Genomic DNA, 22,959 nt, shown 5'->3' with positions numbered 1-22,959 from the left:
ACGGCGACGGGCCGTACGGAGAGTTCTCCGTACGGCCCGTTCCTCGTGTCGTGCGCGGCTCATCAGCCCGGTCGGGGAACGACCGCGAGGGCGACGGCGACCTTCCGCTGGCTGTGGTCGGCGGTCCGGCCCGGATCCGCGGGACGGTTGAACACCCGGTCCCGCACCACCATCGTGCTCGATCCCCCGCCGTCGAGGTTCATCGCGTCCACCGCGCCGAGTTCGCGCAGGAGTACTGCCGCCTCCCGCAGCGTGACGCCCGCGCTCGCGGAGGTACGGCCGTCGAAGACGACGAGCAGGAGGGAACCGTCCTTCTTGATCCCGGCCGCCGTCCGGGGTTGACGCTCGGCGGCCGTACCGGCCGTGAAGCCGTTGGCCGCGTCGTTGATCCACACCTTTCCGCGGCGCAGGAGTGCGGGTCCGGCACCCAGCACGGACACGCCCGGTGCGAGGATGTTCCGCCCGGCCGTGTCCGTCACGTTCGTGTCCCGGGCGACCGGCTGTCCCGGTGCCGCGTGCGACCGCAGCCAGTCGGCGCCTTCTCCCACTCCGACGAGGGTGGAGGCGGTACGGGGGATCTCTCCGCCTGCGGGGGTGCGGAGCTGTGTCACCCGGCCGTCCGCGTCGAGCACCGCTTCCACACTGCCCGGTCCACCGGGTGGGGAATGCACGCCCCAGTCCGGCGTGAAGGCGACGATCTCACTGTCATCCAGGCAGAGTTGGTTGTGGCGGGGCCGCTGCTCCGGCATCCCCGTGGCGGCCAGCCGGTCGCCCCCCACGCCTCCGCAGCCGACGATCCTGCCCGGTACCCGGTCGACGCCGTCGAGTTCACGTGACGCTCCGTCCGGTACCGACAGCCGCAGAGCGGAGCGCACCTCGTCGATGCGGGCGGGGGCGCCCGGTTCCGGGAGGATCAGCGCGGTGCGTCCGTTCGCCGCCTCGCTGATCAGTTCGCCGTCAGTGACGAGGATGCCCAGCGGGTCTCCCGGATAGCCGCTGAACGCGGGGGACTTGGCGGCGTCGAAGAAGGAACCGTTCACGGCGGCGACGGCTCGTGCCTGCTTCGCCATCCGGCCGACGGTCTCGGTGGTCGCGAGGTGGTCGCCGACGACGGGTGCCACCGTGACGCGTGCAGACTGCCGCACGGTCAGGATGCTGATCGAGACCCGCTTGCCGTCCGCCAGACGGTGCGTGATGCGCTCCGCCGCCACATCGCACGACCCTGCGGATCCGCATACTCCGTCCGGCTGCGCGGGGCGGGTAGCGTCGTCGCGCGGCGAGGGGACACGTCCGGTACACGCCGAAGCCGCCGCCGCCAGAACCAGCAGGCCCACGCACCATCGGGCAAGGAGCCGGGGCGGACTCACCGGCCCGGGGTCCGGCCTCCGAGCACGCCAGGTATCGCACCGAGGTCTCCGACATGGACCGTTACCCGGCCGCGCACCAGATGGCCACCGCCGGGGTCGAGCACGTAGTCGAACCAGTCGTAGCCCCGCTGACCGGAGAACGGGTGATACGTGACCGCTCCGTCCGCCTCCACGCTCGTCACCCCACGCCGGGCGGGGCCGACACCGACCAGCCGTACGTCCTCGCCCAGCCCGGCGGTGAGGTCCCTCAGCACGCCACGGTGCCCCGGCACCACCGTCATGCTCCGTCCCTGCGGGGGCAGCGCGGCGATCCGGAAGCCGTGGTCCTTCAAGGAGAACGTGGTGGAGGTGAGTCCCTTTCCGCCGTCGGCGATGATGCCGGCGCGCAGGACGGGGACGAGGAAGGCATCGGGTGCGACGTGCCGGTTCACACGGAGTGTGAACCGGGCGACGCGCTCGACGCCGGGCCCCGTCGACGTCGCGTACCGGTCGCCCGAGGGCAGCAGGCTCAGGCCGGCCATGTTCTGCATGGTGGCGACGGATTCGAACGAGTCGGCCATGAGGTACCCGTAATAGCGGGTCCCGTTGCCCTGCGGGGTGAGCAGCCATTCGAAGTCGATCTGCTGACCGGGCCGGACGGGCAGGCGCGGATCCGCGGCGGACCGGAGCTCCATATGGGCAACGATCGAGGGATCGTCCTGCTGGACGCTGCGAAGTCTGGCCAGGGTGAAGGTACTCATGATCGTCCGACTCTCAGTTCGAGCCCACCGTGCGCGACCTGGTCAGCTCGGCGTGAGCCGCCTCGTCGAGCCAGGTCACCCATTCCGGAGGAAAATCCGTACGGTCGAGATTGATGGCCCAGTGCGGCGGAATGATCCCCTGCTCCACCAGCGAGTAGGCGACGTAGCGCGCACACGCGATGGCCCCTTCCGGCGTCATGTGACCGGGGTCATGGAAGCCATCCGGGTAGTTCGGATGTTCCTGGGGTTCGAGGTGGATGAAGAAGGGACGCACGCCTTCCGGTCCCAACTCCTCCCACCACCCGTGGCTCTGATCGTAGAGATTGATGTACGGCACGCTGCATTCGGCCGCGAGGTCACTCATCGACATCGAGTACTCCGTGATGCTCCTCGGCATATTGCCGTGCACATCGTGGGTGTCCCGTTCGGGCGGGCTGACCAGCACCGGGTGGGCATTGCATGCCCGCGCCCCGTCGACGAACTTCCTCAGGTACTGCGGGAAATCGCCGTACGCCTCGGTGCGGAGCCACTCCTCCGGCTTCGCGTCATTGATGCCGAACGAGGTGAGCAGATAGTCCCCGGGGCGAAGGTTCTGCAGGATCCATTCGAGCCGGCCCCGTTCGCTGAAGGTCCGGGCGCTCGCCCCGGCGCGCGCACAGTTGACGACCTCCACTTCGGAGGTGAAGAAGAAGTGGAGCACCTGGCCCCAGCCCGCCATGGGCGCCTTGCTCGCCTCCCGGGTCACTGCCGCCGAGTCACCGGCGAGGAAGATCCTGCAGGGCAGTCTCTGCGCGTCGAGGCTCCAGTCAGACTGCACGGTCCCACCTGCCGTCGTTCGGGTCGTGGCTCACCTCGTGCACGGCCGTGCCACCGGCATCGGTCAGGCGCCGCAGCACTTCGTGGTCCTTCCGTGCGCGCGGGATCGGCAACGCGGCGACGGGTCCCGAGGGGCCGAGGTCGGCGGCGTTCGCCGTCCCCAGCGTATCGATCGCCCGGTAGACGCGTTCGCAATTGCCGTCGTCGCGGTACGCGAAGAACTGCTCGGCACGCTCCCGGTAAGGGCTCTCGACCGTGAAGTCCCTGGCCATGGCGGCGATGATCTCGTCGACCGCCTGGTCGACGGTGCGGCAGACCGGGCCGAAGCCGTGCTCCGTCAGGTTGAAGTACCCCCGCTTGTAGTGCCTCCCGTAGAAGTCCTCCTCGTCGAAGGGCACGTGGACGAGCGGGATCCCCATGTAAGCGACGTCGAAGAAGACGGACGAGTAGTCCGTCACCATGAGGGAGCACTCCTTCATGGCTTCCTGGACATTGCGTGTCTTCGGGTCGGCGACCTCAATCGCTTCGGAATCGATCCGGAAGTTATGCAGATACGGACGGATCTCGTAGTGCGGGAAGAATTCCAGGTCGACGCCGAAGTGTTCCAGGGCCGCGATGAGCCGCCGGTCCGCCAGCAGGGAGCGGTAGAAGCGGAAGTACTCGGACTGGGTGAACGCCGTCTTGGCGGGTCCCGCGGACTTCTTGTAGGAAGCCGTCACGATCCACTGCCGCCACGTCGGCATGAGCAGAATGCGGGAGCGCTTCCTCGGTGCGGGACTCAGTGCGTCGAATCGGGGCAGGCCCGCCAGCACCGCACGGTCGCCGAAGCCCGCCTCGTGCGCGAGGTATTCGCGCTCCTGGCGCCCCGTGGTCACGATCATGTCGTAACTGGTGATCCGCTGATCGACCCCGGAGGTCACATCGTTGTAGATGACTCCGTGCTGCAGGAACACACGCTGGTACCTGAGCAGTTCGCCGAACCGGTGCAGGAAGAGCACCTTCCGGTACCCCTCGGGCACGAGGTAGGACTCGGAGTCGTACGACCCGATGAGCTTGGTCGCATGCAGCAGATACATCCGGTGCCGGAAGGAACCGAGCTTGAGCACCCTGCCGTAACGGGCGACCTTGTGATAGTCGGGGGAGTTTCCGTCGATGACGTAGTACGCCTTGCGGCGCTTGCGGTGGGTCCGCATCCACTTGAAGAAGTGGTACGAGTTGTCCTGGGCCGTGTCCGACCGCTCGCCGATGAGCCAGATCTCGCGCGAGTTCAGGAACGGGTGGACGAGCCAGTACGCCAGGCGCATGCGCCAGCCAGGGTTGCGGGTCCTGAGAATGCGTATCTCACGGGCCGCCCGCCACAGGGCGTGCTTCGCCCTCGCGCCGATCCCCCGGTCGACGAGACGCAGATGCAGCGTCTCCTGACCGCCGATGGTCAGCATGTAGGGGTACCCGGCGATACGGCCCGGCCCCTTGAGGCGGTGCAGCGGAAGACGCGCCTTCATGATGACGTTGCGCTGCCGCGACCGGTCCACACGGTGCACCCGGAGCCGGAAGTCGCCGACGCCGAAGCCGCCGCGCGCGAGGTCCGCGACCGGGACCTCCGCGTACCAGCCGGCGTACAGGTCCCGGCCGTTGCGGGAGTTCCACAGGTCGCGGCGGGCGACCTGGTGCAGCGGCACCACGATCTTGGCGTGCGCCGTCTGGTAGACGAACTCCAGGGGGTTGTCCAAAGGGCCGCTGATGTCCATGCCGGGAAAGGCCATGCACCCTTCCACGACCAGCACGCCGTCGCGGGTACGGACCGATTCCACCACGACGTTGGGGTCGTTGACGCGGGCGGTCCTGGTGTTCTGAACACCCCCGTCGAAGGTGCGGTAGAAGCCGTCGTCATCGATCTCCACCGCCGGCGCGGCATTCTCCAGAGCGGCTGCGGGATCGCAGAAGAGCTCGAAGTTGCCGCTCTTGGCCGCGTAGTGGTCGAGCTGCTGGGCGGAGTTGGTCGCGTACTCGAGAATGACGTCGTCGGGGATCTGCGCATAGTGGCGGCAGATGTCCGGGAACATCTCCTGGAGCTGCGACCGGCCCATGACGTTACGGGCGTTGCAGAGGAAGCCCTTGTAGGTACGCGTCACATAGCGCTGGAACATGTGCCGGACCGCGGCCCGCTCGTCGGCGGTGTAGTCGAGCAGGAAGTGGTTGAGCCGCAGGTGGTCCCGGTAGTTCGCGGGCTTGCTCCACAGCGAGTCCATGATGGAGGAACCGTCGGGACGCCCACGGTAGTAGTACACCGGCCGGTCGACCAGGCTGATGGCGTTCGCCCGGAGCATGCTCGGCAGTGTCACCCAGGAGTCCTCGAAGTGGACTCCCTCCCCGAAGCGCACGCCCAGCCGCCGCAACAGGTCGGTGCTGAAGACCTTGTTGCACGCGGAACCGCTGAAGATCAGGTCGGGCACGGAGGCGAGGTCGTCGATGCGGCGGTCACCACGGCCGAAGTACTGCTTCCAGGGACCGTACGGCCGGTCGGGGAAGTTCACCAGGTCCCCGATGACGACCTCGGAGCCGTCTCGCCACGCCGCCTGCAGCATCAGGGACAGGGCGCGCTCGCCGAGGATGTCGTCGGAGTCCAGGAAGGTGACGTACGGCGCGGTGACCCGGTCCAAGCCGTTGTTCCGCGCGTTCCCGAGTCCGCCGTTCGTCTGGTGGACGACCGTCACATTCGCGTAGTGCTGCGCGAAGTTGTCGAGGATCCGCGGCGTCTCGTCCGTCGCGCCGTCGTCGACCAGAACGACCTGGGTGGCGGCGAAACCCTCCTGGGCCGCGATCGAGCCGAGGCAGTCGTCCAGATAGGCGGCGACGTTGTAGCAGGGCACGACGACGGCCATTTCGAACGGGTGGTCAAGGGTGGCGATCGGCGGATGGCTTCTGTCGCGCCACCACATCCACGGCGCATCGGGGTCGTTCTGTGCGGACTCGAAGGTCCTGCGCCCGGCCGTGGCCTCTCTCAGTGCCAGGTTGCCGCTGATCGTGCGGTAGCCCTCCAGCTCCTGCCCGTTCGCCGTGAACGTCAGGCCGGAGAGTTCGACATCGCGCACATTGAGCGGGGACCGGGACCTGGCGCGGTTCCACTCGACGATCACGGAGACGTTCCAGACGGTGCTCTCCGAGAACTCGTCGCCGAGCACGGACGGCAGATCGACCACGCCGCTGAAGTCGACGAACCGGTCGTCGACCTCGATGCCGGCGAGGGGCACCGTGACGTCCTTCTTGGAGTGCCTGTTGCGGATGGCGAGGCTCAGTTTCAGGTCGTGGCCGGGCTCGATCCGCCCGAAGCGGTTGAGCAGCGCACCCTCGAACCGGAACGTCCCCTCGTCGACGGTCCATGAGTCGAGCTGGGCGAAGAGCGGTTCCTGGGCCAGCTTCTCCGCCGACAGACCGAGCACCGTCACGTCGAGCATGCGCCGGGCGTCCGGCAGGTGCAGATGATCGCCCGACCAGTACACGCGCCCGTCCTCCTCCACCAGGAAGGACGACAGCACGCTCTTGCGCTGCACGTAGTCGAGTGTGGTCAGCGCGGCCTCGATCTCCTGATACATCACGAGATAGGCCCGGACCCGGTCGACCGGGTCGCAGAGCTCGAACGCCTCTTCGCTGATCGAGAAGAGGTAGTTGCTCGCGATCTCGACGAACCCTTGCTGGAACTCCGGATCGCCCTCCGCGAGCGCTCGCATGTACAGGCGCAGGTCGTGGGCGAGGAACTTCGAGTCCTTGCGGACCTTGAGCTGCCAGTGGCCGCGGTCCAGGAGGAAGGCGTCGGTGGCGCGGTGCACCGCGACACGGTCCCTGATGGAGCGCAGCTCGCCCGTGCGGCCGGTGATCGAGCCGCCCTCGGGTTCCCACATCCACCGGTACACCGGCTCCGTGATGACGGTGATGCCTTCGGCGAGGCAGCCCGCGACGGTGGAGAAGTACGTGTCCTCGTAGAAGACGCCCTCGGGGAACCAGACCCCGCCGTCCCGGAGGAAGTCCACCCTGTACAGCTTCGCCGCCGCGATGGGGTCGGTGAGCATCAGCGGGAATTCCACGAGGTTGGGCACGGTGCGCCCCATGGCGTACACCTCGGGGGCCCAGCCCTCGCTCTCGCCGGTGGCCCGGTTGACCCGGACCGCCTTGCCTGCGGTGATGTCGCTGCCGGACTCCAGCGCTCCGGCCAGCAGCAGTTCGCAGGCGCGGGGCGGCAACTCGTCGTCGGCGTCGAGGAACATCACATAGCGGCCGGCCGCCTGGGCGATGCCCAGGTTGCGGGGGGCGCCGACACCACCACTGTTCGTGGGGCGGCGCAGCACCCGGACACGAGGGTTGTTCCCTGCAAAGTTCTTGACGACATCGAGCGTGTGGTCGGTGGAGGCGTCGTCGACGATGACGACCTCGACCAGCTCGTAGGTCTGGTTGACGGCCGACTGGAGGGCCTTGCCGATCGTCGTGGCCGCGTTGTAGGCCGGGATGACGACGGTCACCCAGACGTCGGGGGTGTCCTGCTCGAAGCTCATCCGACGCCCTCTCGATCGCCCAGGTATCCGTGCTGCGGCGGCGGAACGGTGGCAGGGGGATACAACGGCTGTCCCTGAACCGGAACGTCGTACCCGTACACCGGAATCTGTTCGTAGGTCTGTGTCTGATCCACCGACGTCCAGCCCTGCTGGTCGTAGGTCGGGTAGGGCTGGGGATACGGCTGGAAGCCGGGATCCTCGTCGGGCTGCGGGGCCCGGAACACCGGGTCGGCGAGCGGATCGCCCTGCACGCCTCGACGGTGTCGGCCGCGGTGCAGGTGAGGGGCGATGGAGCCCGCTTCGGACGGCGACTCGTTCAGCTCGGCCATCACCTGGGTGAAGTCACGGGTGGAGAGCCAGAACTTGTACATGATGACCAGCTCGAAAAGTCCCAGGAGGATCGCGGATACCAGCGTGGTCCACAGGATCTGCCCGATCAGCGGCCCGACGATGAAGACGAACATCTGGAACTCGATGCCGCTGATGAGGTGCGGCCTGATACGGCTGCGCAGCAGTGCCTGCCGGACCCTCCGGTACCAGGGGAAGCGGTGCCGGAACTGGGCATGCAGGTCGACGACCTGGCCGGAGCCCGCCTGCTCCTTGATCGTCTCCGCCTCGGCCTCGGGGTTTTCCCGCAGCAGGTCTTCCATGAACCGGATCTGCTGCGCCTCGGGCGCCGCCTCCGTGAGACCCGCGGCCGCGAGTTCGGCCTCCCTGCGTTCACGGGTGACCTTCTCGATCTTCGTACGCATGGACATGCGCATCTTGTAGATCTGCAGAGCGTCGACGTAGCGGAGCATGTCGAGGAAGACGACCATCAGCGCCGCGAGCAGAAACCTTTCATCATCGTTGCGCAGGTACTGCCCGCCCATCAGGGCGAGGGCGCAGAACAGGACGCGGATGCGGTCGAAGACGTAATCCAGCCAGCCGCCGAAGACGCTGCCGTTGCCCTTGAGCCTGGCGAGCTTGCCGTCGATGCAGTCGAGAATGAAGCTCAGGTGATAGAGCGCCGCCCCGATGACGAGGGACAGCGTGTCGCCCTTGAGGAAGAAGCCGGCAGAGCCGAGCCCCACGAACAGTGCCGCCCAGGTCACGCGGTTGGGCGTGATGAACTTGAACCGCGCCATGACGATGAGCATGCGGGTGGCCACCGGGTCGACCAGGATCACCGTCCACCAGGCATCACGCTTCTTGCAGGTGAGCTTCTGGACAGCACGCAGAGACAGCTTGGCCATAACCCCTCAGTCACGAGAACGACAGCGACAAAGCCCCCGTCCAACCGTTCGCAGTCGTGGGTGTCTGACTGTTCGCGAGACCCCCGCATCCTTCACATCGAAGATTCACAGACTTTATCAAAAACTGAACAGGATTCGACCGAGAGATTGGCGCAGAATGATCAAGATTGACGATCAATTGTCACGCTGTGTACCAGTGCCCGAAGTCGAAACCACTCGAATGTGACTTTCGGTGAGAAAGGGTCAACTGTGTTCCGGCCGTGAACGTCGCCACCGTGACCAAGCCGGTATGCCCCCGGGCAGCCGAAGGCATCCTGGTCGACTCCGCGCCGAGCGCGTTCCACCACACACCCGTGTCCGCCCTGCCCTCGGCATACGCCCCGACAGCACAGGCACCCGCGGAACCGGTCCGGATGAGCAGGGAGTATGCCCAGCCGTCCGCCTCGACACCGCGGACGCCGGTGATGGGTCCGGTGCCGTCGGTACCGCCGAGCGGCACCGGGGCGGTCGCGCCCGGCCACCAGAGACACGGCTCGTTCGTCCGCAGATCGCGGAAGACGAGCGTCCCCGGTTCGGGTCCGGCCGTCATCGATCCCGGACGGGGCGCGACCGGCACGGCCCGGTCCTCCACCCAGGTGCCCTCGGGCCCCGTGCGGTACCACCGCACCACCGCGGCGGAGTCCCGTGCCCGCGCGAAGAGTTCGACCTCGCCCTGGGCAGTGGTGACGGTGACGAGTTCGTCCGCCACGCGGACGCCTCCCAGGTGTGCCCACGGGGTCAGGGCCCCGTCGGCCCCCTGGTACCGATAGCTGACGCTGTGCCCGAAGTTGCGTACGAACACGACGAGACCACCCGTGGCATCGAACGCGGCCGCCGGAAAACCGACCTCGCGGCTCTTGTGCCGGTGGCCGGGGTTCGGGCTCCCCAGCGAGCGCCAGGGAGTGAGGGGACGTCCGGTCCGGTACTGGGTGGCGTGCACGATCGAGACGTCGTCGCCGCCGTCCTTGAGTCCGGTCCGGCGCAGCGCGAAGAGGTGCGGGAATCCCTGGAGGTCACGGACCACCCGGAGGCCGGGCATCAGCCTCGGGCCGGGAAGCAGTTCGGGACCCTGCCAGGCGGCGCCGCCCCGCTCGGTCTGGGTCCAACGCAGCACCCCGGCCGCCGAGGGCTGGAAGGCGGAGAGCCGGCCGTCGAATCCCTCGGTGAGCCAGTGGGTCGTCTGCGGATAGCGCAACGTCGATGCGGTGCCGAGCCGCTCGTCCGCACCGGCGCGACGGCAGTCCACGAAGACCGGGGACCCCGACTCCACCTGGTACTCACGCGCGGCAGCGAGCGCGTCCAGCGCCGTGGCAGCGTTCGCGTCGGGCTCATCGTGCACGGGAACGTCACGTGCACGGTCGTACCCGGTACGGACCGGATCGGGATCCTGCAGACGCACCCGCTGCGGGCGGAGCGCACGCAGCTCCCGCAGCAGCGTCGCCGCGCTGCCGCCCTCCTGCGTACCGACGGTCCTCGGCGCGCCGAGGACCCGGCAGCCGCGCCGTGCGGCTTCCGCAAGCGCCCGGTCCAGCGCGGCGCGTCCGTCCTTGTCGTCCTCGGCGACGCAGAGCACGCCGATCTCCGCACCGGTTTCCTCGGCCGCGACCAGCGCCACGGCGTCGCGGTGGCGCGCAGCGACCACCACGACCCGTTCGGCCGCCGCCGCGCTCACATCGGCCTCCAGTCGCTGAGGGTCAGCCCCTCGCCGTCCTGCTGCCGTGCGACGGCCGGCCGGCCGTCGGGGCCGACGGCGGCCACGACCACCCGGCCGTAACCATCCGCGGCCAGTGCGGGATCGCCGGCACAGCCCATCCCGGTGCCGGTCCACCACACTCCGCCCTGCTCGCCCTCGGTCGGACAGACGCCGAGATGGACCGTGCCGTCGGCGCCGCGGAGTGCGAGCACCGTGCAGTCGTAACCGTCCACCGTCGTCCGGAGGGCGGCAATGTGCCCGTCCCCAGGATCGCCGCCCAGCGGTACGGGCCAGTTGTCCGCGCGGAAGGCGACAACGCCACCCCGCACGTCCGTCAGGTAGTACGTCAGCCGGCCCGGGGCCGTCTCCAGAGCGGTCACCGATCCCGGAAGAGGGATCACGCCAACGTCGTGGCCTCGCTCCAGGGTGCCGCCGGGCTTGCTCTGCCGCAGATGGAGTGCGGCGGTACGGGTCGGGACGAGCACCTCCACCAGGCCGGAGGAGGCCGCCGCAGGCAGCGGTGCGTCGGTGGTGCCGGCCACGGGAAGCCGGCTCCATGCCTGCCACCGGCCCCGTGTGTCCTCGCGGCGCAGGGCCACTTCCCCGGATCCGGTCGGGACACAGACGTACAGCGCGCCGTCACTGGCCACGGCGGCGGCCGGAACACCGGCCTCCACCGCCTCGGCGATCTCCTTGGACGGGTTGCCCAGCGAGCGCCACTGCGTCATCGGGCGGCCCGTCTGGTACTGCGTGGCATACATGACGTCCACGTTCGACCAGCCGTCGGCCCGTGGACGGACCCGCCGTCCCAGCAGATGGGCGTACCTGTTCTGCCCCTGCACCACCACGAGATCGGTGATGTTCTTCGCGGGAAGGACATCCGGTCCGTCCCAGCGCGGACCGCCGGGAGTGGTCTCCGTCCACCTCAGCACCGCACCGTCGGTGTGCACATACGCGGTCACTCTGCCGTCGTGACCGGTCAGCAGCCATGGGCCGCCGCGTACGTCGGCGAGCGGTGCGGCGGCCGCGGGTTCGCTACGCTGCCCGGCTTCGCGAAGGGAGGCGCTGCGCATCGCTGTTCGTCACTCTCCCTGGGAACAGGCCCGTGCGAGGCAGGGGCTCCGGATCGAGCCATCATAGACAAGCGAAAAAACGATTAAGCAGGTGCTTCCGCCACATTCGTACGGCGGGCGGCGGGGTGCCTGAGGCACCAGCCCTCCCACGCCGACGCCACCATCTCGCGGGCGTCGTGCCGGGCGGCCCAGCCCAGTTCCGCATGGATCCGGGCGGCGGACGCGACGACCCTGGCCGGGTCACCCGGCCTCCGCGGGGCGGACACCGGGGCCGCCTCGGCGGCGTACCCGGTCACCTCGCCGATCAGCTCGATCATCTCGCGCACCGAGACGCCCTCGCCGCGGCCGATGTTGACCGTCAGGTCCGCGCCCGGCTCCCGGTCGAGGAGTGCGCGGGCCGCTGCGAGATGCGCCGAGGCGATGTCGTCGACGTGAATGAAGTCACGTACGCAGGTGCCGTCCCCGGTGTCGTAGTCGTCGCCGAAGACGACCGGTGACGCGCCCTGCGACAGCTTCTCGAAGACCATGGGCACCAGGTTGAAGACCCCGGTGTCGGCGAGCTGCGGTGTGGCCGCGCCCGCCACGTTGAAGTACCGCAGGGAGGCGGTGGTGATGCCGTGCGCCTTCCCGGCGGCCCGGACCATCCACTCACCGGCCAGTTTGGTCTCGCCGTAGGGGTTGATCGGTGCACACGGAGTGTCCTCCGTCACCAGCGGTACGTCGGGCATACCGTAGACGGCCGCCGAGGACGAGAACAGGAAGGCGCGCACATCGCTGTCGGCCACCGCCTCCAGCAGGGTCTGCAGACCGTGCACGTTCTCCCGGTAGTAGTACAGAGGGCGCTCGACCGACTCGGCGACCTGCTTCTTCGCCGCGAGGTGGACCACACCGTGAACGGAGTATTCCGTCAGGGTCTGCCGCAGCCGGGCCGCATCGAGTGTCGATCCCTGGACGAACGGCACGTCCGCCGGAATCCGCGAGCGGTCTCCCGTCGAGAGGTCGTCGTACACGACGACCTCTTCACCGGCCTCTCGCATGGCCCGCACCACATGTGCACCAATGAAACCTGCCCCGCCCGTAATCAACCACGTCATGCACGAATGATAGGTCGCGGTGGCAGGCCGTAACCCCGGCCACTAAAACATACATTCGAACGATTCTCTGTTCTATAGTGCTCGGTCAGGCATGTATGCACGGACCGGCCTCGCCCCCCACCCGAGTCCCACGCACCTTCACCGCCCAGCCGGGCCATGAGATTGAGGACTCGACGACGATGAGCCACGACCCCATGACAACGGGCACCGGCGACAGCTCTCCGGCCTCGCACAGCAGCGGACGAAGGGGCGCGCCCCGCAAGCGCCGCCGCGGCCTCAAGATCACCCTCGGAGTCCTGCTCGTGTTGCTGCTCGCCGGCGGTGGCACGGTCTACTGGCTCTACAGCAAACTCGACGGAAACCTCAAGGGCGTCGACATCGACAAGGCACTCGGGGACGACCGCCCCGAGAAGCTGCCGACCAGTGGTCAGAACCTGCTGGTCCTCGGTTCCGACTCCCGGGCCGGTGCCGAGAACAAGGAGCTGGGAGGCGGCGGCAACGTCAGCGGCGCCCGGTCCGACACCGCGATGGTGGTGCACATTCCCGAGGGCCGCACCAGGGCCGTCGCCATATCGATACCCCGGGACACCCTGGTGACCAGGCCGGAGTGCACCAAGGCCGACGGTTCGACCGTGCCGTCGGCGAACCGCGTGATGTTCAACTCCGTCTACTCACAGGTCGGTCCGGCCTGTGTGGTCAAGACCGTCGAGGCGATGTCGAAGGTCCGGATCGACCACTATCTGGAGATCAACTTCGCGGGGTTCAAGGACCTGGTCGACGCGATCGGCGGCGTCACCGTCGACGTTCCGCAGGACATCCACGACAAGTCCTCCGGCCTCGACCTCACCGCGGGAGAGCACAGGCTCGACGGCACCCAGTCGCTGGCGTACGTACGCACCCGGCACGGCATCGGCGACGGCAGCGACCTCGGCCGCATCGGGCTGCAGCAGCAGTTCCTGCTGGCGCTGCTGAGCGAGGTCAAGTCGCAGGACCTGCTGAGCAGCCCGACGAACACGTACCGGATCGCCAACTCGGCGACCAAGTCACTGACGACCGACGACGGTCTCGCCTCGCTGACCTCGCTGTCGAAGTTCGCCCGGTCCATGAAGGGCGTCGATCCCGCCTCGATGGAGACGATCATGCTCCCGGTGGCGTACGACAAGGTCGATCCGAACCGGGTCGTGGCGGCGCAGCCTCAGGCGAACACCTTGTGGAAGGCGATCCGCGAGGATGCCACGATCCCGGAGTCCGCGAAGAAGTCCCCCGCCACCGGCGGCTGACGGGCCCCGGCCCCGGTGGACCCATGCCACCCTTCGGGGATGCGCAACGAACCGACCCTGGTGATCGTCGACGCGGCCAACACGGTCGGGTCGGTACCGGACGGGTGGTGGCGGGACCGGCGCGGCGCGACCCTACGACTGCGGGACGCGCTGGTCCCGCTCGCCGCCGAGGAGCAGGACACCTTTCCCGGGCCCGTCGAACTGGTCCTGGTCGTCGAGGGCGTGGCCCGCGATGTCGAGCCGGTTCCTGGCGTACGGGTGGAACCGGCGCCGGGCAGCGGTGACGACCGGATCGTCGAACTGGTCGCCGCGGAAATGTCCCGTCCGGCGGCCCGCAGTTGTGTCGTCGTCACCGCCGATCGGGAGCTGCGGCGGCGGGTGGAGGCGTACGGGGCGCGGTGCGTGGGCCCGCGGACGGTACGGCCGCCGCGCGCCGACGGGTCTACGGGCGGCCGACGGGCTCGTTGAGCCCGCTGTGCCTGCGCCCGTACGCGAAGTAGATGACCACACCGAGGGCCATCCAGAGGATGAACCGCAGCCAGGTCTCGACCGGCAGATTGAGCATCAGCCAGACCGAGGCGGCCACCGAGAGGACCGGGATCAGCGGCACCCACGGTGTGCGGAACGCGCGGTGCAGATCGGGACGGGTGCGGCGCAGCACCAGGACACCCAGGGCCACCACGACGAACGCGAAGAGCGTGCCGATGTTCACCAGCGCCGCCAGTTCGTTGATGCTGGTGAATCCCGCGACGATCGCGATGACCACGCCGAGCAGAATGGTCGGGCGGTACGGGGTGCGGAAGCGGGGGTGCGTCACGGAGAAGAACCGCGGGAGCAGCCCGTCGCGGCTCATCGCGAAGAACACCCGGGTCTGTCCGAGGAGCAGGATGAGGCAGACCGTGGTGAGCCCGATCGCGGCGCCGAAGCTGATCAGTCCGGCGTAGACGGGCTGGCCGACGGCCTTGAAGGCATCGGCAAGCGGGGCCTCGACCGACAGTTCGGTGTAGTGCTCCATGCCCGTGACCACCAGCGACACGCCGACATAGAGCACGGTGCAGATGAAGAGCGACGCGAGGATGCCGCGGGGCACGTCACGTTGCGGGAACTTCGTCTCCTCGGCGGCGGTCGCCACCACGTCGAAGCCGATGAAGGCGAAGAAGACGATGGAGGCGGCGGTGAAGATGCCCATGAGACCGAAGTTGGTGGGCGCGTAGCCGAAGAGCTCCTGGGTCAGCGTCGCGGTGAGTCCGGAGCCGGCCGGCTGCGGCTTCGCCGGGGGGATGAAGGGGGTGTAGTTGCTCGCCTTGACGAAGAACGCTCCCGCGATGATCACGATCAGGACGACGACGATCTTGATGGCGACCACGATCGAGGTGACCCGGGCCGAGAGCTTCATGCCGAGCACCAGGACGAAGGACAGGACGAGCACCAGCACGAAGGCCAGGATGTCGAAGCCGAATCCTTTCGTCGCGTCGGTCCCGGAGAGCACCCCGGGCAGGTTCCAGCCGATGCTGCTCAGCAGTGAGCGGACATAGCCGGACCAGCCGACCGCCACCACCGCCGTGCCCAGGGCGAACTCCAGCACCAGGTCCCAGCCGATGATCCAGGCGACCAGCTCGCCGAGCGAGGCGTACGAGAAGGTGTAGGCGGAGCCGGCGACCGGGACGGTGGAGGCGAACTCGGCGTAGCAGAGCGCGGCCAGGGCGCAGACGATGCCCGCCACCACGAAGGCGAGGGCGGTGGAAGGGCCCGCGGTCTCCTTGGCGACCTTGCCGGTGAGCACGAAGATGCCGGTGCCGATGATGACGCCCACTCCGAAGACCGTGAGATCCAGCGCGGAGAGGGACTTCCTGAGCGCGTGTTCCGGCTCCTCGGTGTCACGGATGGACTGTTCGACCGACTTTGTCCGGAACAGTCCATCTCTGCTGGGTGGTGTGTCCCGCTGGGCAGTCACCGGCGTACCTCCACGCACTCGTCGTGGACGCCATGATCGGGGGCGACGCGGAGGGCACAGTGGACAAGGTGCCGCATACCGGGCGATTTCACGCGAACGGGCCGGTCGAACCACCCGTACGGGGTGGGTCGACCGGCCCATCGGCGGCAGAGGGTGCCGGCCGTCGGGACCGGACCGCGCCGGTCAGTCGCGGACGGGCTCGATCACCTCGGCGGAGTCCGACCCCGCTCCGCCGTCCAGCTTGGCGACCAGGCCGGTGACCTGGCGGGCGATGTCCGGTGCGGTCAGCCCGATCTCGGCGAGCACCTCCGCGCGGGAGGCGTGGTCGAGGAAGCGCGGCGGGATACCGAAGTCCCGCAGCGGCACGTCCACTCCGGCGTCGCGCAGCGCCTGGGCGACGGCGGAGCCGACGCCTCCTGCCCTGCTGTTGTCCTCGACGGTGACGACGACCCGGTGCCGCTCGGCGAGCGGGGCCATGGCCTCGTCGACCGGCTTGACCCAGCGCGGGTCGACGACGGTCGTCGAGATGCCCTGGGCGTCCAGCAGACCGGCGATCTCCAGGCACATCGGGGCGAGCGCACCGACGGAGACCAGAAGGACGTCCGGCCGGTCGGTGCCGGGTTCCCGCAGGACGTCCATGCCGCCGACCCTTCCGACGGCCTTGACCGCCGGGCCGACGGCACCCTTGGAGAAGCGGACCACGGTCGGCGCGTCGTCGACCTCGACGGCCTCGCGCAGCTGGGCGCGGACCTGGTCGGCGTCGCGCGGGGCGGCGATCCGGAGCGTGGGCACGCACTGCAGGATCGACATGTCCCACATGCCGTTGTGCGAGGCCCCGTCGGTACCGGTGACACCGGCCCGGTCCAGGACGAAGGTCACACCGCACTTGTGCAGGGCGACATCCATCAGGACCTGGTCGAAGGCGCGGTTGAGGAAGGTGGCGTACACCGCGAACACGGGGTGCAGTCCGCCGGTGGCGAGGCCGGCCGCGGAGACCGCGCCGTGCTGCTCGGCGATGCCGACGTCGTAGATCCGGTCCGGGAACGCCTTCTCGAACCCGGTCAGGCCGACCGGCTGGAGCATGGCCGCGGTGATCGCGACGATGTCCTCGCGCTCCTTGCCGAGCTTGACCATCTCCTCGCCGAAGACGGAGGTCCAGTCGAGGCCCGAGTCGGCGACCGGAAGGCCGGTGTCGGGGTGGATCTTGCCCACGGCGTGGAAGCGATCGGCCTCGTCGAGCAGGGCGGGGGTGTAGCCGCGCCCCTTCTCGGTGAGGCAGTGCACGATGACGGGCCCGCGGAAGCGCTTGGCGCGCTGGAGCGCGGACTCCAGGGCCTCGATGTCGTGGCCGTCGATCGGGCCGACGTACTTCAGGCCGAGGTCCTCGAACAGGCCCTGCGGGGCGATGAAGTCCTTCAGCCCCTTCTTGGCGCCGTGCAGCGTCTCGTACAGCGGTTTGCCGACGACAGGGGTCCGCTCGAGGATGTCCTTGCCGCGGGCCAGGAAGCGCTCGTAGCCGTCGGTGGTACGCAGGGTCGCGAGGTGGTTGGCGAGGCCGCCGATGGTCGGGGCGTAGGAGCGCTCGTTGTCGTTGACGACGATGACCAGCGGGCGGTCCTTGGCGGCGGCGATGTTGTTCAGCGCCTCCCAGGCCATGCCACCGGTGAGCGCGCCGTCCCCGATGACGGCGACGACGTGGTCGTTCCTGCCCAGGACCTCGTTGGCCTTGGCGAGGCCGTCGGCCCAGCCGAGCACGGTGGAGGCGTGCGAGTTCTCGATGACGTCGTGCTCGGACTCGGCGCGGGAGGGGTAGCCGGACAGGCCGCCCTTGCTCTTGAGCCTGGAGAAGTCCTGCCGGCCGGTGAGGAGCTTGTGCACATAGCTCTGGTGGCCGGTGTCGAACAGCACCTTGTCCTTCGGTGACTCGAAGACCCGGTGCAGGGCGATGGTCAGCTCGACCACACCCAGGTTCGGGCCCAGGTGGCCACCGGTCTTCGAGACGGCGTCGACGAGGAAGGTCCGGATCTCTTCGGCGAGCTGGTCCAGCTGCTCGGGCGTGAGCCGGTCCAGGTCACGCGGTCCTCCGATGCGGGTAAGCAGAGCCACCCGTGCCTCCTTGCGTTTCGAGCTGGTCGAGCGTGCCGATCCGATGAGTCTAATGTTCCGTCCCCGTCCGCAGGCATCGGGCGGGGTGTGCTGCCCCACCCGCCGGCCGTATATGACGGTGTCCGGCGCCTGGACCGGGGCGCCGGACACGGGGTAACACAGGGAAGGATCAGGCGCGGCCCGCGGTCTTCTGGGTGCGGCGGGAGACCGAGTCGATGACGACGGCGGCCAGCAGCACCGCACCGGTGATCATGTACTGGATGGCATTGGCCATACCGATCATGTTCAGGCCCTGCTGGATCGACTGGATCACGATCATGCCGAGCAGCGCCGACCAGACCTTGCCCCGGCCGCCGAAGAGGCTGGTGCCACCGATCACCGCCGCGGCGATGACCAGCATCAGAGTGTTCCCGCCGCCGACACTCTTGGTCGCACCGCCGGAGAGGCTGGCGATGAACAGGCCGCCGAAGGCGCCCAGGGTGCCGGACAGGGCGAAGACGATGATCCGGACCCGGTCGACATCGATACCGGCGCGGCGTGCCGCCTCCGGGTTGCCGCCGACCGCGAAGACCTGCCGCCCGAAGGTGGTGCGCCTGGCGACGAAGTCCGCGACGACCAGCACGGCGAGGAACAGCACCAGGGCCAGCGGCAGACCGCGGGCGCCCTCGGGCTCGTTCAGGACGTACGCGACGACGAAGCACAGGACCGCGATGACACCGGTGCGCAGCACGACCTCGGTGACCGGGCGGGCAGGCAGGTTCGCGGCCCTGCGGCGCCTGCTCTCCACCAGGAGGGAGGCGGCGTAGGCCAGCACGGCGACCAGGGCGAGCCCGTAACCGGCGGCCTTGTCGGCGAAGAAGTAGTTCGTGAGGTTCTCGACGGTGCTGCCGGAGGGCGTGTTGATCGAGCCCTCCTTGCCCATCAGCCACTCCTGGAAGCCGCTCCAGCCGAGGAAGCCCGCCAGGGTGACGACGAACGCCGGTACACCGATCTTGGCGAAGAAGAAACCGTGCAGGGCGCCGAGAGCCGTCCCGCAGAGCACCGCGACGATGATCGCCGGCCACTCGTTCCAGCCGTGATTGACGTTCAGCACGGCCCAGACGGCCGCGCCGACGCCCGCGACGGAACCGACCGAGAGGTCGATCTCGCCGAGCAGCAGGACGAAGACGATGCCGACCGCCATGATGCCGAGGCCGGAGCTGTAGACGGCGATGTTGGCGACGGAGCTCGCGGAGAGGAAGTTGCTGTTCTGGAACTGGAAGACGATCGCGATGACGATCAGCCCCACCAGGACGGGCAGCGAGCCGAGTTCGCCGCCGCGCACCTTCCGGACGAACTCCGACCAGTAGCCGGCGAAGCCCTCCTCACGTATCAGGAGCCGTGGGTCGACCGCGGGTGCGGGTGCCGCCGACGGCTCGGGGGCGGGCTGCTCGGCGGGGGTCGCGGGGGTGCTGGCGAGGTCGCTCACTTCGCCACCTCCTTTGTGGCCGTGCGCGCCTGACGACGTGTGACGGCATTGTCCGTGGCGCCGGTGATCGCGGCGATGATCTCTTCGTGGGAGGTGCTCGCGACGTCGAAGAAGCCGTTGTTGCGGCCCAGGCGGAGGACCGCGACCCGGTCCGCGACGGCCCGTACGTCGGCCATGTTGTGGCTGATGAGGATGACTCCGTGGCCGCGCTCGCGCAGGCGCTCCACGAGGTCGAGAACCTGGGCGGTCTGCTCGACGCCGAGGGCCGCGGTCGGTTCGTCCAGGATGACGACCTCGGGGTCGCCGATCAACGCACGGGCGATGGCGACGACTTGGCGCTGACCTCCCGACAGGGCGGCGACCGGGATGCGGACGCTCGGGATCCGGATGGACAGGGTGTCGAGCAGTTCCTTGGCACGCCGTTCCATCGCGATCTCGTCGAGAACGGAGGCCCTGCGCAGCTCGCTGCCGAGGAAGAGGTTGGCGACGACGTCGAGGTTGTCGCAGAGGGCCAGGTCCTGGTAGACGGTGGCGACTCCGAGCTCCTGGGCGTCGTTCGGCCGGTTGATCCGGACCGGCGCGCCCTGCCACTCGATGGCACCTTCATCGATCGGGTGGACACCCGAAATGGTCTTGACGAGGGTCGACTTGCCGGCGCCGTTGTCGCCGACCAGGGCGACCACCTCGCCGGAGTGAATCTCCAGGTCCACATCGGTGAGCGCCTGGACGGCGCCGAACCGCTTGGAGATTCCGCGCAACGCCAGCACGGGCGCAGCGGACATCCGAATCATCTCCTTCGCCGCCTGACCGGCGGGGATCTGCAGGGTGCAGGAGGAAAGTCCGGCCCCCTCCCCTGTGTGCGGGGCGTTGGACGGGGCGGGGGCCGGACCGGCTGGTGGCCTGCCGGACCGGCAGGCGTTTCCGGATGCTGCGTGCGGGTGTTACCCGATGCCGGCTGCCTGACAGGCCGCCTGGTACTCGGGGGTGCAGATCTCCTCGGCCTTGTAGACCTGGTCCGCGATGATCGTGGAGGCGACGTTCTCCTTCGTCACGATCTGTGCGTCGTACAGCTTGGACGGAATCCCCGTGAACTCGCCCGAGAGGCTGTCGACCTTGATCGGGGCCAGGGAGTCGAACGCCTCGCCCTTGAGGAGCTTGACCGCGATCTCGGCGGTGGTCTCGGCCTCCGGCTTGATCTGCTTGTAGATCGTGAAGGCCTGGTCGCCCTTGAGGATGCGCTGCAGGCCCGCGAGTTCGGCGTCCTGGCCGCCGACGGGGACCTTGACGCCCTGCTTGTTGAGGGCGGTGATGATGCCGCCCGCCATGCCGTCGTTGGCCGAGTAGACGCCCTGGAAGCCGTTCTTCCCCAGGGAGTCGATGGCGGCGCCCATCTTCTTGTTGGCCTCGTCCGGCGACCAGTCCGGGATGTCCTGCTCGTAGACGACCTTCTTGACCTGGGTGTCCAGGACGCTGTGGGCGCCCTTCTTGAAGAACGGGGCGTTCGGGTCGGTGGGCGACCCGTTGATCATCACCACGTTGCTGTCCGCGGCCTTGGCACCGAGCGCCTTGACCAGGGCCTCGCCCTGGAGCCGGCCGATCTTCTCGTTGTCGTAGGACACGTACGCGGAGATCGGCCCCTCGGCCAGTCGGTCGTACGCGACGACCTTGACGCCCTTCTTGTCCGCCTGCTGCACCCAGGACTTGGTGGCCTTGTAGTCCACGGAGTCCAGGATGATGACCTTGACGCCCTGGGTGACCAGCGCGTCGAACTGCTTCTTCTGGTTCTCGCTGTCCTGTGCGGCGTTGTTGTACTTGATCGTGCAGTCGGCGCAGAGCGCCTTGACCTTCGCCTCGATGATCGGGCGGTCGAACGTCTCGTAACGCGTGGTCTTGTTCTCCGGAAGCAGCAGACCGATGGTCTTGCCGTCACCGCCGGAGTTCCCGTCGTCGCCCGCCTTGCCGCAGGCGGCGAGCGAGACGGCCATGGACAGAGCGGCTGTGACTATCACGATGCGTCGCGTCGTTGCATTCACTTCGGGTATGCCTCCCTGACGCGGCCGCAAGGGGTGCGGCCGAGGTGACTGGAAGTCAACGCGGCCGCGGCGTCAGCGTCAAGTAATAAATCATTAACGAGACGACAACGGTGCCATGCCTTATCTAAGTGAAGGGGCGGTTGACAGCGTGCTCTCCAGGAGGGTCGAATCCCCCATCTCGCTCAGCACCAGGGCCAGCGCCCCCAGCACCTCGGCCCGGCCGCCGAGCGCCCCGGGCAGCACCGACAACTGCCGGGCGGCGCTGGGAATGGCGTAGCGGGAGACCGAGTCGCGTATCGGGCCGAGCACCAGCTCGCCCGCCTCGGCGAGCGAACCACCGAGCACCACCCGGCTGGGGTTGAGCAGATTGCAGAGGTTGGCCACGCCACTGCCGATGTACCGCCCGACGTCCGCGATCACCCGGCGGCAGCCCGGATCGCCGCCGCGGGCCAGCTGGACCACCCGTTCCATGGTGAGGTCGGGCCCGTGCGTGGGCGTGAGCAGCGGCAGGACGTACCGCGCGGCCGTGAACGTCTCCAGGCATCCCCGGTTGCCGCACCGGCACACCGGGCCCGATTCGTCGAGCGTGATGTGCCCGATCTCGCCGGCCGTACCGCCCGGCCCCCGGTAGATGTGACCGTCGATCATCAGACCGGCGCCGACCCCGCTGGCGACCTTGATGTAGGCGAGGTCCTTGACCCCGCGCCCGCTCCCCCAGACCAGCTCGCCGAGCGCGCCGAGGTTGGCGTCGTTGTCGACGTACACCGGCACGCCGAGGCGAGCCGCGAGCTCCTCGCCGGGGTTGATGCCCGTCCAGCCCGGCAGGATCGACGTGGAGCCCAGCGTGCCGGACTCCACGTCGATCGGGCCGGGAACACCGAGGCCGACCCCGATGACCTTGCCCGGGCTGACCCCGGTCGCTTCGATGAGCCGTTTGACCAGCCGCTCGGCCCGGCCGAACCCCTCCGCGGCCGAGGCGTCGACGTCGAGCGGTTCGGACTCCTCGGCCAGCACCTGGTGGGCGAGGTTGCCGACCGCCACCCTCAGATGCGTGTGCCCGAAGTCGACGCCGATCACGATGCCCGCGTCGCCGCTGAGCGAGACGCTGCGGGCCCGGCGGCCACCCGCGGACGTGGGGGTGACCTCGACCGTGCCGCCGTCCTTCAGTTCGCGAACGATGTTGGAGACGGTGGCCGCCGACAGGCCGGTGCTCCGGGCGATCTCCGCCTGGGTGAGCGAGCCGGCCATGCGTACCGCGCGCACGACCCGCTCGAGGTTGGCGCGATGCAGTGATGTCTGCGACCCCGGAGTCTCCATGGACTCTCTCACTCCTGCCGTTTTCTCCAACATGTGAACTCTAAGCTGAACGTTTTGTGACACTCTTCGTCAAGACCTTGAGCGTGCGAAGCCCCGGATGAGCGCCCCTCCACAGAGACGAACCGCCCGTCGCGCATGCGCGACGGGCGGGGCGTCTCTGGGGCGCCGACAACCCCCGTGTGCCGCACCTCGATGGG

At 68.6% G+C, this 22,959-nt stretch carries 16 protein-coding genes; 2 read left to right on the top strand and 14 right to left on the bottom strand.

All coding sequences use genetic code 11. The annotated features are described in order from the left end of the window. Positions 1-62: 62 nt before the first annotated feature. The 8 genes from AB0L71_RS28700 to galE all read right to left on the bottom strand — a co-directional run bounded on the left by AB0L71_RS28700 (position 63) and on the right by galE (position 12,604). Positions 63-1,211: a phosphodiester glycosidase family protein gene (locus AB0L71_RS28700; protein WP_365248309.1), complete on the bottom strand. Its 1,149-nt coding sequence runs from the start codon at positions 1,209-1,211 to the stop codon at positions 63-65. Positions 1,212-1,363: 152 nt separating this feature from the next. Further along, positions 1,364-2,107: a hypothetical protein gene (locus AB0L71_RS28695; protein WP_365248307.1), complete on the bottom strand. Its 744-nt coding sequence runs from the start codon at positions 2,105-2,107 to the stop codon at positions 1,364-1,366. A 13-nt stretch (positions 2,108-2,120) separates the two neighbouring features. Next, a complete protein-coding gene (locus AB0L71_RS28690; RefSeq protein WP_365248305.1) occupies positions 2,121-2,924 on the bottom strand; it encodes a rhamnogalacturonan acetylesterase in 804 nt (267 codons plus the stop codon). Further along, on the bottom strand, positions 2,914-7,470 hold the full coding sequence (locus AB0L71_RS28685; RefSeq protein WP_365248303.1) for a glycosyltransferase: 4,557 nt from the start codon (positions 7,468-7,470) through the stop codon (positions 2,914-2,916). The genes AB0L71_RS28690 and AB0L71_RS28685 overlap by 11 nt, the downstream gene beginning before the upstream one ends. Next, positions 7,467-8,705, bottom strand: a complete 1,239-nt coding sequence (locus AB0L71_RS28680; protein WP_365248301.1) for a CDP-alcohol phosphatidyltransferase family protein — start codon at positions 8,703-8,705, stop codon at positions 7,467-7,469. The genes AB0L71_RS28685 and AB0L71_RS28680 overlap by 4 nt, the downstream gene beginning before the upstream one ends. Positions 8,706-8,886: 181 nt before the next feature. Further along, the gene (locus AB0L71_RS28675; protein WP_365248299.1) at positions 8,887-10,416 is read right to left on the bottom strand and encodes a hypothetical protein; all 1,530 of its coding nucleotides are present in this window, start codon (positions 10,414-10,416) and stop codon (positions 8,887-8,889) included. After that, positions 10,413-11,510 (bottom strand): hypothetical protein, encoded by a 1,098-nt coding sequence (locus tag AB0L71_RS28670; protein ID WP_365248297.1) that lies wholly within the window; start codon positions 11,508-11,510, stop codon positions 10,413-10,415. The genes AB0L71_RS28675 and AB0L71_RS28670 overlap by 4 nt, the downstream gene beginning before the upstream one ends. Before the next feature lie 83 nt (positions 11,511-11,593). After that, positions 11,594-12,604, bottom strand: coding sequence for a UDP-glucose 4-epimerase GalE (galE, locus tag AB0L71_RS28665; protein WP_365248295.1), 1,011 nt, complete (start codon positions 12,602-12,604; stop codon positions 11,594-11,596). Positions 12,605-12,798: 194 nt separating this feature from the next. Here galE and AB0L71_RS28660 point away from each other — a divergent pair, with 194 nt between their 5' ends. Beyond that, positions 12,799-13,884: an LCP family protein gene (locus AB0L71_RS28660; RefSeq protein ID WP_365248422.1), complete on the top strand. Its 1,086-nt coding sequence runs from the start codon at positions 12,799-12,801 to the stop codon at positions 13,882-13,884. A gap of 39 nt (positions 13,885-13,923) precedes the next feature. Further along, positions 13,924-14,352 carry an NTP pyrophosphohydrolase gene (locus AB0L71_RS28655; protein ID WP_365248293.1) on the top strand — a complete coding sequence of 143 codons (429 nt, stop codon included), beginning with the start codon at positions 13,924-13,926 and terminating at the stop codon, positions 14,350-14,352. Here AB0L71_RS28655 and AB0L71_RS28650 read toward each other — a convergent pair. The 6 genes from AB0L71_RS28650 to AB0L71_RS28625 all read right to left on the bottom strand — a co-directional run bounded on the left by AB0L71_RS28650 (position 14,327) and on the right by AB0L71_RS28625 (position 22,762). Continuing rightward, entirely contained in the window at positions 14,327-15,838 is a 1,512-nt protein-coding gene (locus AB0L71_RS28650) for an amino acid permease (RefSeq protein WP_365248291.1), read from the bottom strand. The genes AB0L71_RS28655 and AB0L71_RS28650 overlap by 26 nt on opposite strands. A gap of 183 nt (positions 15,839-16,021) precedes the next feature. Further along, a complete protein-coding gene (gene dxs / locus AB0L71_RS28645; RefSeq protein WP_365248289.1) occupies positions 16,022-17,944 on the bottom strand; it encodes a 1-deoxy-D-xylulose-5-phosphate synthase in 1,923 nt (640 codons plus the stop codon). Between the two features lie 169 nt (positions 17,945-18,113). Further along, positions 18,114-19,412 (bottom strand): sugar ABC transporter permease, encoded by a 1,299-nt coding sequence (locus tag AB0L71_RS28640; protein WP_365248288.1) that lies wholly within the window; start codon positions 19,410-19,412, stop codon positions 18,114-18,116. Beyond that, positions 19,409-20,203, bottom strand: coding sequence for an ATP-binding cassette domain-containing protein (locus tag AB0L71_RS28635; protein WP_365248287.1), 795 nt, complete (start codon positions 20,201-20,203; stop codon positions 19,409-19,411). The genes AB0L71_RS28640 and AB0L71_RS28635 overlap by 4 nt, the downstream gene beginning before the upstream one ends. A 150-nt stretch (positions 20,204-20,353) precedes the next feature. Continuing rightward, entirely contained in the window at positions 20,354-21,397 is a 1,044-nt protein-coding gene (locus AB0L71_RS28630; RefSeq protein ID WP_365248420.1) for a substrate-binding domain-containing protein, read from the bottom strand. Positions 21,398-21,565: 168 nt separating this feature from the next. Then, positions 21,566-22,762, bottom strand: a complete 1,197-nt coding sequence (locus tag AB0L71_RS28625; RefSeq protein WP_365248286.1) for an ROK family transcriptional regulator — start codon at positions 22,760-22,762, stop codon at positions 21,566-21,568. Between the last annotated feature and the right edge of the window lie 197 nt (positions 22,763-22,959).

The sequence above is a fragment of the Streptomyces sp. NPDC052052 genome (assembly GCF_040680455.1).
Classification (GTDB): domain Bacteria; phylum Actinomycetota; class Actinomycetes; order Streptomycetales; family Streptomycetaceae; genus Streptomyces.
The sequence above is the reverse complement of the archived record's forward strand: the minus strand, read 5'-3'. Positions and strand labels throughout refer to the sequence as shown.

Coding starts and splice junctions, on each gene's coding strand:
- AB0L71_RS28695 (WP_365248307.1), bottom strand. CDS start 2,107: ATGAGTACCTTCACCCTGGCCAGACTTCGCAGCGTCCAGCAGGACGAT.
- AB0L71_RS28685 (WP_365248303.1), bottom strand. CDS start 7,470: ATGAGCTTCGAGCAGGACACCCCCGACGTCTGGGTGACCGTCGTCATC.
- AB0L71_RS28680 (WP_365248301.1), bottom strand. CDS start 8,705: ATGGCCAAGCTGTCTCTGCGTGCTGTCCAGAAGCTCACCTGCAAGAAG.
- AB0L71_RS28670 (WP_365248297.1), bottom strand. CDS start 11,510: ATGCGCAGCGCCTCCCTTCGCGAAGCCGGGCAGCGTAGCGAACCCGCG.
- galE (WP_365248295.1), bottom strand. CDS start 12,604: ATGACGTGGTTGATTACGGGCGGGGCAGGTTTCATTGGTGCACATGTG.
- AB0L71_RS28660 (WP_365248422.1), top strand. CDS start 12,799: ATGACAACGGGCACCGGCGACAGCTCTCCGGCCTCGCACAGCAGCGGA.
- AB0L71_RS28655 (WP_365248293.1), top strand. CDS start 13,924: ATGCGCAACGAACCGACCCTGGTGATCGTCGACGCGGCCAACACGGTC.
- AB0L71_RS28635 (WP_365248287.1), bottom strand. CDS start 20,203: ATGATTCGGATGTCCGCTGCGCCCGTGCTGGCGTTGCGCGGAATCTCC.
- AB0L71_RS28630 (WP_365248420.1), bottom strand. CDS start 21,397: ATGGCCGTCTCGCTCGCCGCCTGCGGCAAGGCGGGCGACGACGGGAAC.
- AB0L71_RS28625 (WP_365248286.1), bottom strand. CDS start 22,762: ATGGAGACTCCGGGGTCGCAGACATCACTGCATCGCGCCAACCTCGAG.